This is a genomic window from Vibrio lamellibrachiae (genome assembly GCF_050337265.1).
Classification (GTDB): Bacteria; Pseudomonadota; Gammaproteobacteria; order Enterobacterales; family Vibrionaceae; genus Vibrio; species Vibrio kyushuensis.
Genome location: NZ_JAKJSU010000008.1, coordinates 88,297 through 102,716, shown reverse-complemented (window position 1 = coordinate 102,716; position 14,420 = coordinate 88,297). Strand labels below are relative to the sequence as shown.

Sequence of the window (14,420 nt, the reverse complement as noted above, 5' to 3'; positions counted from 1 at the left end):
ACTCCCACAGATTTGGCAAAAATTTTATAGTTTGCCATCTTACTCGAATAGCGATGTGTTTTGAAACCAGTTAGACTAAACGGCTAGCTATTTTATTAACTTTTATAGAACGAACGCTAAAATGCTGTCTATTTTTAATCGTCTCCCATGGGTTCACCGTGCACTTATTGCCTTTTTTAGTGCGGTGATCACTATTGCTCTCTTCTTTCTTCCTGATCCAAAAGATTTACGACAGGAAAAAAGCACCTATGAAATAGGTCGTCATTACCCACTCACCATTAATGCCGAAGCTCTTTCACCGGGTACATCCATTTCACCTTTGGCTGGTTTACGTTGGGAAAAGCATAAGATTGGTTCTGGAGAAAGTGCCGCTATTTTGTTTCAGCGGTTAGGGCTTTCCTCTCGTCTGCTATATAACTTAACCACCACCAACGATGATATAAAAAATCAGCTGACTCGAATTAAACCCGGTGATGTTTTTCAATTTGGTTTTAATGAAAACAATGAGTTGATTCAACTGAAACGGAAACTGAGTGCTTACGAGACTTTCGTTATATCTAAAACAGCAGATGGTTTTGATTCAACCTTTGATAAAAAAGAGCTTCAGTACCAATACAACTACGCTGAAGCGGATATCACCTCTAACTTCTGGAATGCAGGCGTCAATGCAGGTTTAACCGCAAACCAAATTATGGAGCTAGCAGGGATTTTTGGCTGGGATATCGATTTTGCTCTCGACATACGCAGTGGCGACCAATTTAAGATGCTCTATCAAGAACAGGTCGTTGAAGGTGAAGTCATTGGCCGAGGTAAAATAATCGCCGCCATATTCAGTAACCAAGGGGATACCTTCACTGCTGTTCTCGATGACAACACAGGTAACTACTACGATGAGAATGGTCGAGCAATGAAGAAAGCTTTCCTTCGTTCCCCCGTTGATTTTCGTCGTGTGACGTCAAACTTTAACCCAACTCGTCGGCACCCAGTAACAGGAAAGGTTCGTGCACACAGAGGGACCGATTACGCGGCACCTGTTGGTACGCCTATTTGGGCCGCGGGTGATGGTATTGTACAGAAATCGAGTTACAACCAATTCAATGGTAATTACGTCTTCATTCGCCACAGCAGCACTTATATCACTAAGTACCTTCACCTAAGCAAACGACGAGTTAAAACCGGTGAACGCGTTAAACAAGGACAGACCATCGGTACACTTGGTGGTACGGGTCGTGTGACTGGTCCTCATTTACACTATGAATTCCTTGTTAATGGCGTACACAAGAATGCGCGAACAGTGAAGCTACCAGAGTCTAAGTCTCTAACAGGAAAAGCAAAAGCGACCTTTATTGCCAATTCTGAAATTCGTTTAGCGAGACTAGACCGTTACAGCGAGCTCTTGTATGCCAATAACTAGCCGCAGTATTAATTAGTAACGACTCAGCCGTGCGGAAAGTTAAATTACAGCGCGTTATCCATACAAAAATGCCCATCACGTGATGGGCATTTTTATCGCTAAATATACTCTAAGCATTAGTTGCTTGCTTCAGTTACCTCAATCGGTTTTTGGTCATTTCCCTCAAGCTTATGCTTTTTACTTAACATCAATAGGCAAGGTGTTAATACCAAGGTCAGTACCGTTGCAAATGCGAGTCCGCCCGCTATTGCTGTCGCCAGTTGTGACCACCACTGAGTACTTGGTGCGCCAAACTCTACCTTCTGATTAATCAAGTCGACATTCATCTCTAAGACCATCGGCATCAGACCTAAGATCGTTGTTACCGTTGTCAGCATAACTGGACGTAGACGTTGTACACCCGTTCTTAGAATCGCTTCTTGACGGCTTAAACCGCGTCGAACAAGTTGGTTAAAGGTATCAATCAGTACGATGTTGTTGTTCACAACAATACCAGCAAGCGCAATCACACCAATTCCCGACATCACAATACCAAATGGTTTTTGGAAGATTAGCAGACCAGCAAAAACACCCACTGTTGAAAACAGCACGGCACTTAAGATTAAAAACGCTTGGTAAAAGCTATTAAACTGAGTCACTAAAATTAGCGCCATAACAGCTAATGCAACAAGAAAAGCATTTTGTAAGAATGCCGAGGAGTTCTCTTGCTCTTCGTTCTGTCCGCGAATCTTAAACTCAACCCCACTTGGTAGCCCAAGTTCATTGATTGCCTGTTGGATTTTTGGCAACTCAAGCGCAAGGTTATAACCTTCACCAATGTCCGCCATTATATTGATAACACGATTACCATCTATACGACGAATTGTATCTTGCTTATGGTCAGGAACAATTTGAGCAAAGTTTGTGATGGGAACGAGTCCAGCCGCTGTCTTAACCCGCAACTGATCGAATCGCCCAATATCACGTTTCTCTTCAGGATATCGAACCAGAATATCTACTTCTTCGTTTGCGTCATCCGGTAAGTAATCACCAATTTTAAGACCATTTGTCACAAACTGAACCGTATTACCGACTAATGTCGCGTCTGCCGCAAAGCGAGAAGCATCATCACGTCTGATATCAATTCGCCAATCAATGCCCTCTTTACTAGAGGTATCACTAATATTGGTAAAGGCAGGATTATTATCAGCCCAGTGACGAACTATCTTAGCAGCGTCATCAAGTTGATCCGGTATTCTAGCCGACATCTCTATCACTAGATCATGTGCAACTGGCGGCCCTGCGTCTGGGAATTTATATTCAATCTCAACACCTGCAAACTTATCAGTGGTGAGTTTAAGATCTTCAATAATATCTTTGACGCGGCGACGGTGCTGCCACTCAACAGGAGTAATTTGAATCTGACCAATCTCTTCTGTACCGCCTGTCTTGGTGTAGACACTTTCGAACTCATCATGACCCAGCATAACGGTTTCGATTTCACGCATGATGACATCTTTTTCATTAATCGAGAGATCACCAAATGAACGTACTTTTACAGTAAAAAATGGCGGATCAACTTCAGGGAAGAACTCAGCCCCTAACCCGGCTTTAGAGTAAGTGAAGCCAACACTGATGGATAAAATAATCGCACCGAGCAAGATTTTAAGTGGATGCTTAATCGCGATCGCTAATGTGTTGTAATAAAGCTTGGTAAACCCTTCGGCTTTATCAAAGTCACCATCATGCAGTGCCACCATTCGACTACGGCTTGCCGTTGTGACATTTTGTGGCTTACCAATCAATCCACCAAGTACTGGAACAAACAGAAGCGCCATTACCAGTGAAGCGGATAGTGTGGCGATTAGAGTCAGTGGAAGGTACTTCATAAACTCGCCTGTAATATCAGGCCAGAACAGTAGTGGTGCGAACGCGGCGAGTGTTGTGGCTGTCGACGCAATAATCGGCCATGACATTCGTTTTGCAGCGTCTCGGTAGGCTTGCCTTCTTGGTGTCCCCTCTTGCATTCGCCTATCAGCAAACTCGGTCACGACAATCGCGCCATCCACCAGCATACCCACCGCCATGATCAGCGAGAACAGTACCACAATGTTGATAGTTAACCCGAAGAGCGACAGAACCAACAAGCCAGTAAGGAATGAACCCGGGATGGATATGCCCACCAATAAGGCGGTACGAACACCTAAAATTGCGATGATGACTATAACAACCAAGATGATGGCTGAAAGAATATTATTTTGCAGATCATTAAGCATCAACTTAACGTCTTTTGACTGATCCCAAGTGTATTTCACCAAGAGATTATTTGGCCACTCTGGACGTTTTTGCGCTTCAGCTAAGACCGTTTTTACTAATTCAACGGTATCAATAATGTTTTCACCAGCGCGCTTTTTAACGTCCATGACAACCGCTGATTTACCATCCAAACGGGCGTAGCTTTCTGGATCTCTAAACGCTCGTCTAACTGTCGCTACATCACCAAAGGTAATGACTTGTTTGCCATCTACTTTGACTGGTAGCTCAAGCACATCTTTCAGCGAATCAAAAACGGAAGGCACTTTAACCGAGAAACGGCCATAGCCAGTATCAACAAACCCTGCTGCTACTACCTTGTTATTCAGTGCTATTAAGTTGTAAATATCCCCTTGATCAAGACCATAGCTTTCCATTAGCAGTGGATCGACAATAATCTCGACAATGTCATCACGATCACCCGCGATATCAACTTCTAATACCTGTCGGTAGCTTTCAAGTTTGTCTCGTATCTGACGGCTAATTTGTACAATGGTACGCTCAGGTACAGTGCCATAAAGCACCACAGACAGCGCAGGCTCTTCTGACGCCAGAGTCACCTCGTTGACCGTTGGCTCATCACTCTCAGCAGGTAACTTAGGCTTGGCAAGATCGACCGCATCACGAACGTCCGCCATTGCTTTGGTTAGATCGGCACCAACATTAAACTCTAGAGTGACCGAACCGTGACCTTCAGAGGCAGTAGAGGTCATCTCTTTTACGCCTTCAATAGCACGTAGTTCTTGCTCAACAGGTCGAACTAATAGGCGCTCAGCATCTGACGGAGAGATACCTTGGTGACCAATCGAAACATAGATAATCGGGATGGTAATATCAGGGCTCGACTCTTTAGGAATCGTAATGTAAGTACCAGCCCCGGCGATTAAAATGAGGATCAGCAAGCTGATCATTGTCCGTGTACGAGACAATGCAGCATCAATTAATGAGTACATAATCGCTCCTAAAGCTGCTGTTCTGTCGGTAAGAACTCGACAGCTTCAACTGAGTCACCATCTCGAACAAAGCCTTGTCCAACGGTAATGATCTTCACTTCATCACCAAGGCCAGATAGCCAAACCCCATCTTGCTCTGCTTTCACTAACTGTATCGGAACAAATTGAACGATGTCGTTAGTCAACGTTTTAACACCAAGGTTGCCAACTTCATCGAGTGCTAACATTGCTGGTGTCACTTTTATCGCTAGTTTCTCATCGAGTGTCAGCTCTACTTCAGCGCTAATACCAGCTGGGATTTTTTGATCAGGGTTAGCAATTTCAATTTCAATGGGAAAGGTGTTAGTCGACGTTGACGATACACGAGAGATATAGCGAAGCTGACCTTCAACGGTTGCGCCATTGATAAAGCGAATCTGAGCTGTCTGTTTCGCAATGAGTTTTTGAATATGACGCTCACTTACATCAGCTTCAATAACCAAACGATTAAGGTCGATAACTTTGGCAACAGGATCGCCAATTCCTACAAAATCACCTTTTTCAATGAAGAGGTGCTCAACAATGCCGGAAAACGGCGCGGTAACCTGAGTATTATCAAGCGCCACTTTGACGTTACTGACCATTGCTTTCGCTTCAACTAAAGAGGCTTCGGCTGTCGCATAAGCAACCTCGCCTTGTAGACCTTTCTTTTTCAAAGACTGAGCAGCATCAAACTCTTTTTTACGTACTTTTAGCATCGCTTGAGCACGTTGAAGTTGAATGGCTAAGTCGCCTTTATCGATGGATGCTATTACCTGCCCTTTTTTAACAGAGCTGCCTTTGCGTACCACTAACTTGTCTATCTTTCCCGCTATCTCTGCACCAATTTGGGCTTGTTTATCCGGCGCGGTTCGACCGTAAAGATCAATTCTTCTTGGAGTTTGTTCGGCAATAAAGGTTTGGTAGACCACTTTAGCTAAAGGAATTGCAGGCTTTGAATCAGTGGGTTTACTCTCTTCTGCGTTGAGTGAACCTAAACCAAGCCAAGTCGTTAATAGTAGAACTAGAATTAAAGATACAAGCCATGGGCGCTGCGAAAAGAATCGAGCGATGGGGAAGCTGGGCATATAACATCCTTTTTGTATTACCCGCAATACATCCTCATTCGCGGGTTGCAGTTAGATCAAATACCTAACTGCATCATCATGTTTTATTACGTAAATATCTAAACGCTAAACGATGCTCCACAACCACACGTTGTTGTTGCGTTCGGATTATCGATAAAGAAGCGCGCACCTTCTAGCCCCTCTGTATAATCCACAACACCACCAACTAAGTACTGTAAGCTCATTGGGTCAACCACCAAAGTTACACCACTATTTACGATCGTTGTATCGCCATCATTTACATTTTCATCAAACGTAAAGCCATATTGGAAACCACTACAACCACCGCCGGTAATATAAACGCGCAGTTTAAGTGCTGGATTTTCTTCTTCTGAAATCAATGTCTGTACACGCGTTGCTGCTGCATCAGAAAAAGACAATGGTACATTTACTTCGCTCACGACGACCTCTCTTACTTCGTGTAATCCCCGCTCGCATCATTATGTGTTAATCAAATAACGAATGGGTGTATCTTTTTTAATAATGACTCGATTATCTAATACCTGACTTTTTCGTTCAAGTATTCCTAGCCTTGAATCGACTTTTCCATAAATTTATACCCGTAATTAACGATGAAGATGTGAAAAAGAGCAGAAAACGCAGCAAAAGATTTCTAGTTCCTAATCGGATCGGTACAATGCGAAGCAACTTGGTCCTAATAATCAAACGAGGATGTACCGATGACCAAATCAGCAGAACTCTATCAAAAAGCCCAGAAAACTATCCCAGGAGGAGTTAACTCTCCTGTTCGCGCTTTCAACGGTGTTGGTGGCTCTCCAATTTTTGTAGAAAGAGCAGATGGTCCTTTGATTTTTGATGCTGATGGCAAAGCGTACATTGATTATGTTGGCTCTTGGGGACCAATGATTCTAGGCCACAATCACGGCGTTATTCGTGAAGCAGTAATCGATGCAGCTCAACGCGGTTTAAGCTTTGGCGCACCAACAGAAACAGAAATCAACATGGCGGAGCTTGTCTCTGAGCTTGTCCCTTCTATGGAACAACTTCGTATGGTGAGCTCTGGTACTGAAGCAACCATGAGTGCAATTCGCCTTGCTCGTGGTTATACCAATCGTGACAAAATCCTTAAGTTTGAAGGCTGTTACCACGGCCACGCAGATAGCCTATTAGTTAAAGCAGGCTCTGGCGCTCTAACGCTTGGTCAGCCAAGCTCTCCTGGTGTTCCTGAAGATTTTGCTAAGCACACGCTAACAGCAACCTTTAATAACCTTGATTCAGTCCGTGAGCTATTTGCAGCCAATAAAGGTGAGATCGCATGTATCATCGTTGAGCCTGTCGCTGGCAACATGAACTGTATTCCACCGGTTGAAGGCTTTCACGAAGGTCTACGTGAGATTTGTGATCAAGAAGGCGCACTGCTTATTTTTGATGAAGTCATGACAGGATTTCGCGTCGCTTTAGGTGGTGCTCAAGCGCACTACAACATCAAACCAGATCTAACGACTCTTGGTAAAGTTATCGGTGGCGGAATGCCAGTCGGTGCTTTTGGTGGTTCTAAAGAAGTGATGCAACACATTGCTCCTACTGGTCCAGTGTATCAAGCAGGCACCCTATCAGGTAACCCTGTAGCAATGGCTGCAGGTCTTGCGTGTCTTAACTTGCTAAAAGAAGAAGGCAACGAAAAGCGTCTTGCAAACAAAACAAAATACATTGCGGATGGTTTCAAATCTTTGGCTGACAAACACGGCATTCCACTGGTGGTTAACCAAGTCGGCGGCATGTTTGGCTTCTTCTTTACAGAACAAGGGACAGTAACTTGCTATGAAGATGTGACTAAGTGCGATGTAGAACGCTTTAAACGCTTCTTCCACCTGATGATTCAGCACGGTGTTTACCTTGCACCTTCAGCTTTTGAAGCTAGCTTTCTTTCATTGGCTCATGGCTCAAAAGAGCTTGAAGCAACACTAGAAGCAGCGGATCGCTGTTTTGCACTGATTGCTCAAGAAGCATAAATAGATAGCGTTATCGCCCATTCTAATATGGGTTGATACTTGTTAGTTAAAGCGAGCTGAAATAGGCCCGCTTTTTTATTGCCAATTTACAACGACTAGCACGAGCAATATAAATAGTGTCAGTTTAAACCAGCTAATGGGAAGTCTCTTTTTCAGCGCTGATTTACGCTGGCCACATTGACCACTCTCATATTTATTGCAGCATCCCATTCGTTTTTCCTCATTAATGACAGATGGCTTTGTAATATCTTACTTCGCTTCCGTTGATAACATTTTGTTTTACGGTCATTATGTTTCTATACACATACAGAGATAGGCTACCCTGTGAACGATAAAATCAAAATAAACTCCAGTCATTGGGTGTTAATCGCCGCATTAATCGCATCCGCTTATGCCTGCTATTTACTTATTGAACCTTATGTTAACTCAATTGTAATGGCGTTTATTATTTCACTACTTATGTTTCCCATCCATGAGTGGCTTGAAAAGAAACTTCCTAAGCACAGAAACACAGTGTCTCTGCTCTCTTGTGTCATCTTAACCTTTATTATTGTGCTGCCCCTGCTTGTCGTCTTTGCGGCTATTGTTCAGCAAGGATCGACTTTTTCCCAAAGTACTTATCAGTGGGTCACTCATGGCGGTATCAATACCTTACTTGAACATCCACTCGTTGTTAAAGCACTGGCGTTCGCTAATACCTACTTACCATTTGACGAAATAAAGCCTCAAGAGATTGCTTCTAAGGTCGGTCAACTTGCCACGTCTCTTGGCTCAAACCTTGTTGCGATTAGTGCCAAGATCTTAGGCGATGCTACGCATTTCTTAATGGATTTCTTCTTAATGCTGTTTGTGCTGTTCTTTTTGCTTCGTGACCACGACAAGATCATTGGTGCTGTTCGCCATATATTGCCACTCTCTCGTAGCCAAGAAGATCGCCTGTTAACTGAGATTGAGCAAGTATCAAAATCGGCAGTGATGGGTTCATTTCTTACGGCCATCGCACAAGGTTTTGCCGGTGGTATCGGTATGTGGTTAGCAGGATTCCCAGGTCTATTCTGGGGAACGATGATGGGGTTTGCTTCATTTATCCCTGTCGTCGGCACCGCATTGATCTGGATACCTGCCACAATCTACCTTTATTTAGTTGGTGAAGTGAACTGGGCAATCTTCCTAGCGATTTGGAGCATTGCTGTTGTAGGGTCAATTGACAATATTTTACGACCACTATTAATGCAAGGTAGCGCAGGGATGAATACCTTAATGATCTTCTTCTCACTGCTAGGTGGCATTCAACTGTTTGGTTTAATTGGTCTTATTTATGGTCCACTTATATTCGCTATCACCATCGTCTTGTTTACTATCTATGAAGAAGATTTTAAAGGCTTTCTGACCAAACAAGATAATAGTTAGTCGTAACACTAAATAGCGACGACACAGGATAAACACTTCTAGCAGAGGGCAGATTATGAGAAAATCAGCCCTCACTTGACCTACTACTGAATTCAACCATGTCTGCTTATACTGCCCCTAGTCAAATTGCCCAACGTCAACTCGCCTACTTTGAAGGAAAGCACGTTCTTGTTGCTGGTGAAGCTGAGGATCTTTTTCCTCTTGAATTGGTTGAACACTGTGAATCAGTATCGATTTACACCACTAACTATGGCTACTACAGACAAGTAAAGCCTCATGCTCAAGTGAATTGCTATTTCGGTGCTGAGCTAACAGAGCAAACTCAAGCAGACATGATTTTGCTTTACTGGCCTAAAGCGAAAGCCGAAGCTGATTACCTACTTTCAATGCTCATGAGCAAGTTAGGTAAAGAGACAGAGATCATCGTGGTAGGTGAAAATCGTTCCGGGGTTAGAAGCATCGAAAAGATGTTTAAGCCTTACGGTCCAATCACTAAATTCGACTCAGCAAGACGCTGCTCTTTTTACTGGGGCCAATGCGTTGAGCAACCAGCACCGTTTGTCTTAAATGAATGGTTCAAAACTTACCAAGTCAGTTATAACGATCAAGACCTTATCATTAAGAGCCTACCCGGCGTGTTCAGTCATGGTGAGTTTGATATTGGCAGTAAGTTGTTGCTAGACACGTTGCCAACACTTAGAGGAAAAGTACTCGATTTTGGCTGCGGGGCTGGAGTTCTTGGCGCTGTAATGGCAAGCCTAAATCCTGATATTAAGCTTGAGATGTGCGATATCAGCGCCTTAGCTGTTGCATCCACTCAGCAAACGCTCATTGCAAACGGGCTTTCGGGCCATGTGTTTGCGACCGATGTCTATTCTGACTGCGCCAACGATTATCAGTTTATTATCAGCAACCCTCCTTTTCACTCAGGGTTAGATACTAGCTATAGCGCGACAGAGACCTTACTCGCTGATGCACCAAAGAAGCTTAAACCTCGAGGACAACTGTTTATCGTTGCCAATAGTTTTCTCAAATATATCCCGATTATTCAGCAAGCATTTAGTAATTGCGAGACGCTAAATAAGACCAGCAAGTTCGCTATCTATTCAGCACATAAAGCATAGCTTTCGTTAAAACCGACAAAGCTCAGCCTACAAACGGTTAAAACAACCTCAACTCAACGCATATTGGCGCTTTTATGCGCCTTTGAACACGAATTAGTAGTGACTTACTTGTCAAAGTAAAAAAACTCGTTAATTTTGTCATTTTAACGGTTTTACTTTGCTCGATGATTATTAGAATCATCACTCTGCCTCAGGGAAAGTCACCTTTTATTATGTTCAGGTTTTATCGTAAACAGAAATTCAAACGCCTACAGAATACGTTAATGTTGGCGTTTCTAGTCTTGAGTATTACTCCCTTAACAGTCGTAGCGCTGTTTTTTCTCCATTCCCACAGTAAAGACTTACAAGAACAGAGCACCTCTCACGTTACCTCTGTTCGTGATACAAAGCAGCAACAAGTTATCGACTATCTATATGCGAAAGAGTCTGAAGTTATGGGCTTTGTTCGTTCAGAACTTGCCTACGCCAGTGGCGGCCGATTTTATGGTCTGGTCAATGCATTCCAAAATTTAGGTCTCGATATAGAACAAGCCCGCGAACATGCCCAGCAACGCTACATTGAAGGATCTGGTGATCAGATTCGAACCTCCATTCTTCCTCAATCAAGCGCATATATTGGTAGCGAACGATATCGATTACTCCACAAGCGGTATCACTGGGCCTATCAAGAGCTATTAAAACGTTCCGACTTTGACGATATTTTATTAGTCGATCGTACCGGCAACGTAACCTATTCGATTTTTAAAAATGATTACTACGGGACTAACTTGGTCAGTGGTAAGTACAAAGATAAAAACTTAGGTGAGAGCTTTCAAAAGCTCAAAAGCCTTGTAAAAGAGAAACACTCAAAAAATCCAGATTTTACTCCGGTCATTATTTCCGATTTTTCTTCATCTGATGGAAAACCCGTTGCATGGCTAGGTGCTCCCATTATTCAGCAAGGCTATCTACATAGTTATGCGATGTTCCGCCTACCAAACAATGGCATCACAAAGCTCATCGCTGATATCAATAAAACCTCTTCAATGAGAACATTGTTGGTCGGTGAAGATCATCAAAGTCGTTCAATGGCCTTTCAACAAGAAGAGATCGACACCAGCATTGAAGTCATTGATCTCGCGCTTAAAGGGCTTAGTGCTGTCGGTACCTATACCAACACTGAAGATGAGCAAAATATCGCCGCGTATGCACCTATTTCATTTAAGGGCATAAATTGGGCAATGGTTGTAGAGGTCCCAGAAAAAGAAGCCTTTGCACGTGTAAGACAGTTAGAGAAACTGTTTGTCATCGCTATGTTTACTGCACTGGTTCTGGTTGTGATCGCCTCTCACTACTTATCCAACTTCATCACGTCCCCTTTGTTAAAGCTGACTTGGGCGGCTGAAAAGGTTTCTGCGGGAGATCTTGATGAGACGATGATCAATACCGAACGTAAGGATGAAATTGGGCGATTGGCAGTAAGTTTTGAGCGAATGCAGCGTTCTATTCGTGAGAAAATGAAACTGATCAAGTCGCAGAATAAAGAGCTTGAAAGCAACCTGAATTTAATCCAGAAGCAAAACGAAGAGCTTCACTTAGCCAATAAACTCAAAGATGAATTCCTAGCAACAACCTCTCACGAGCTTAGAACGCCATTGCACGGTATGGTCGGCATTGCTGAGTCTTTGGTCTCTGGTGCAAACGGCCCGATCACGGCCGATCATAAATATCAGTTAAATATCATTATTAGTAGTGGTCAGCGTCTTGCTACCTTGGTTGATGACTTACTTGACTACCATAAGATGCGTTACGGCAACCTTGATATTCAATGCTGCGCTGTCGACTTATCAAGTGCAACACGTTTAGTTCTTGAGCTGTCTAATCACCTTCTTGGTAACAAGCCGATTCGGATCATCAATCAAGTCCCTGACGAAATGCTATGGGTATCAGCAGATCCTCAACGTTTAGAGCAGGTACTTTACAACCTTATTGGTAATGCCATTAAGTACACCTCAGAAGGTAAGATCGTTATTTCTGCCAATGTGGTCGATGATAACCTTCGCGTACAAGTGGTTGATACCGGCCAAGGGATCCCCGCCGATCAACTTGAACATATATTTGAACCACTCATTCAAGCAGGTAGTGACTCTAGTCGTTATCGTCAAGGTACAGGGCTTGGGTTATCAATTAGTCGCCAACTGATAGAACTTATGCATGGCTCTCTATACGTAAGCAGCCAGCCAATGGTTGGAACAACCTTTAGCTTTACGCTTCCACTTGCTTTAGGCAGTGAGATTGAGGCCGCTGGTTTTGGAGAGACAAACCACTTCCATGTACCTGATCTCAACGAAGTAGTGCTTCCAGATCAAAGTAGTTTGCCAGAGAATCCACAAGGTCCGCTTCTTCTTGTTGCTGACGATGAACCCGTTAATTTACGTATTCTCGACAGTTTCTTGCGTATGGAAGGTTACCGAGTAAGAACAGCTAAAGATGGTAATGATACTCTCGAGCAAGTAGAAAAAGAGAAACCGGAACTTCTACTTCTCGATATTATGATGCCCGGGCTTTCAGGCTACAGCGTTTGTGAAAAATTACGCGAACAGTACGACCATTCTGCTCTGCCTATCATCATGTTAACCGCACTTAACCAAACAGATGACCGAGTTCGAGGCTTTGACGCTGGGGCAAATGACTATCTATCGAAACCATTCAACAAACAAGAGTTAGCCGCTCGAATTACCGCACACTTATCAGCAAGCCAAGCGGAAAAGCGTCGCATAGAGAACTCTCAACTACAGATAGAGTTGAAACGACGCGCAATGGTCGAAGCCAGCTTACTTGAAACACAAGGGCGTTTGCTAGAGCAACTAGAATCAGCTCCTGAAGCAATCGTGTGTGTGCGTGATGATAATAAAGTCCGCTTTGCCAATGAAGCGGCATCAAAGCTATTTAGACGCAGCCCTGAACAGTTAAAGCGTTCTAATGCCGATGAGATGATTGCGCCAAAATACCTCACGGTAGAACTCGAACATTACTGCGGTAACATTGATATCTACGTTGAAGATATTCGCCAAAATATTTCAACAGACATCCTTAAATTACCTGAAGAATCAGGACTAAAAGCGATGTACATCTTTAACGTAGGAGGAAGCGTCAACGCCGCTAGAATTGGCAACCTTGAAACAGCGATTGAAGCACTATCTAGCTATGCGTTTGAAGGTGATAAGGAAAAACTTCAACAGTTAAAAGAGTTAGGTGGCGAATTTACCAGAATTGCCGACCGTGTTGGTGGTGAAAATAAATCGAAGCAAGAAGTAATGAGAGAAGTCTTAGTCGAAACGATGACCAATGCCATTGATTATTGGGAGCGAGTGACAGGGCAAAGTAAGTTCGCATTTGCAGAGCAAAGTGGTTTGTGGCGTGTTTATCTCGACAGAAGCACCTTACAGACAAGAACTTTGGACAAATACCTTCGTAAAGAGACACTGCCTAAAACACCAAGATGGCGAACTGTACTGAGTTCTATTGAATACATCCTTGAACACTGCCAAGAGCAAGGCCCTGAGCGAACTCACATCATCGCATTGAGAGATAAGCTTCAGCATCTACTTACAAGCTAATCAATAATCACCCAATAACTCTATCTAGGCCTGCATCTTTGCAGGTCTTTTTTTGAGTGTACGAGCGCCGTGACTTCGATTAGTTCTCGATACCTACCCTGCAGCCCTTTCAAAGTCATCTAGGGTTATAAGCCAGCACAGAGAGTCGATCTCCTACTGCTAACAAGGTTTGTCTATTTGGCTTTTGTCTGGATTAATTGATATCTCAAACTAGTGGCAGTTTTAAGTAATGCAACGAAGCGCTAAGGCGATTTAATGGGGAGAAAAATTGGAACCATGATCATTTAATCTTTCATACCTCGTGACAAGCAACGCTCTTTCACTAGGCAGAAATTATACGCTCGCTATCGTTCTTTTACTGCATAAATTAAGCCACATATACGTGGTAAATATCACCTACATCCACACGAAAACTTGTACAAATCCATGAAACTTTCACGCCAAAATTCAAATATCAATTCAGTTTGCGAACTTTATCACAACAAATCGTCAGAATAATTTTGCACGGGA

8 protein-coding genes are annotated in these 14,420 nt (G+C 43.3%); 5 read left to right on the top strand and 3 right to left on the bottom strand.

All coding sequences use genetic code 11. The features are described from left to right. The first annotated feature begins 121 nt into the window (after positions 1-121). A complete protein-coding gene (gene shyC / locus L4C54_RS13715; RefSeq protein ID WP_428808637.1) occupies positions 122-1,414 on the top strand; it encodes a peptidoglycan DD-endopeptidase ShyC in 1,293 nt (430 codons plus the stop codon). 116 nt (positions 1,415-1,530) lie between these two features. On the opposite strand, the gene L4C54_RS13710 is transcribed toward shyC, so the two are convergent. The 3 genes from L4C54_RS13710 to erpA form a co-directional block, all read right to left on the bottom strand. After that, entirely contained in the window at positions 1,531-4,659 is a 3,129-nt protein-coding gene (locus L4C54_RS13710) for an efflux RND transporter permease subunit (protein ID WP_428808636.1), read from the bottom strand. Between the two features lie 8 nt (positions 4,660-4,667). After that, the gene (locus L4C54_RS13705; RefSeq protein ID WP_428808635.1) at positions 4,668-5,765 is read right to left on the bottom strand and encodes an efflux RND transporter periplasmic adaptor subunit; all 1,098 of its coding nucleotides are present in this window, start codon (positions 5,763-5,765) and stop codon (positions 4,668-4,670) included. Between the two features lie 98 nt (positions 5,766-5,863). Further along, positions 5,864-6,205, bottom strand: coding sequence for an iron-sulfur cluster insertion protein ErpA (gene erpA / locus L4C54_RS13700; protein WP_248007507.1), 342 nt, complete (start codon positions 6,203-6,205; stop codon positions 5,864-5,866). Between the two features lie 279 nt (positions 6,206-6,484). Between erpA and hemL the strand changes: the two genes are divergently transcribed. The 4 genes from hemL to L4C54_RS13680 all read left to right on the top strand — a co-directional run bounded on the left by hemL (position 6,485) and on the right by L4C54_RS13680 (position 13,910). Further along, complete coding sequence (hemL, locus tag L4C54_RS13695; protein WP_428808634.1) at positions 6,485-7,777, top strand: glutamate-1-semialdehyde 2,1-aminomutase; 1,293 nt, start codon at positions 6,485-6,487, stop codon at positions 7,775-7,777. Positions 7,778-8,101: 324 nt separating this feature from the next. Continuing rightward, on the top strand, positions 8,102-9,187 hold the full coding sequence (locus L4C54_RS13690) for an AI-2E family transporter (protein WP_428801124.1): 1,086 nt from the start codon (positions 8,102-8,104) through the stop codon (positions 9,185-9,187). 98 nt (positions 9,188-9,285) lie between these two features. Then, positions 9,286-10,311 carry a 16S rRNA (guanine(1207)-N(2))-methyltransferase RsmC gene (gene rsmC, locus L4C54_RS13685; RefSeq protein ID WP_428808633.1) on the top strand — a complete coding sequence of 342 codons (1,026 nt, stop codon included), beginning with the start codon at positions 9,286-9,288 and terminating at the stop codon, positions 10,309-10,311. A 212-nt stretch (positions 10,312-10,523) separates the two neighbouring features. Further along, entirely contained in the window at positions 10,524-13,910 is a 3,387-nt protein-coding gene (locus L4C54_RS13680) for a response regulator (RefSeq protein WP_428808632.1), read from the top strand. Positions 13,911-14,420: the final 510 nt, after the last annotated feature.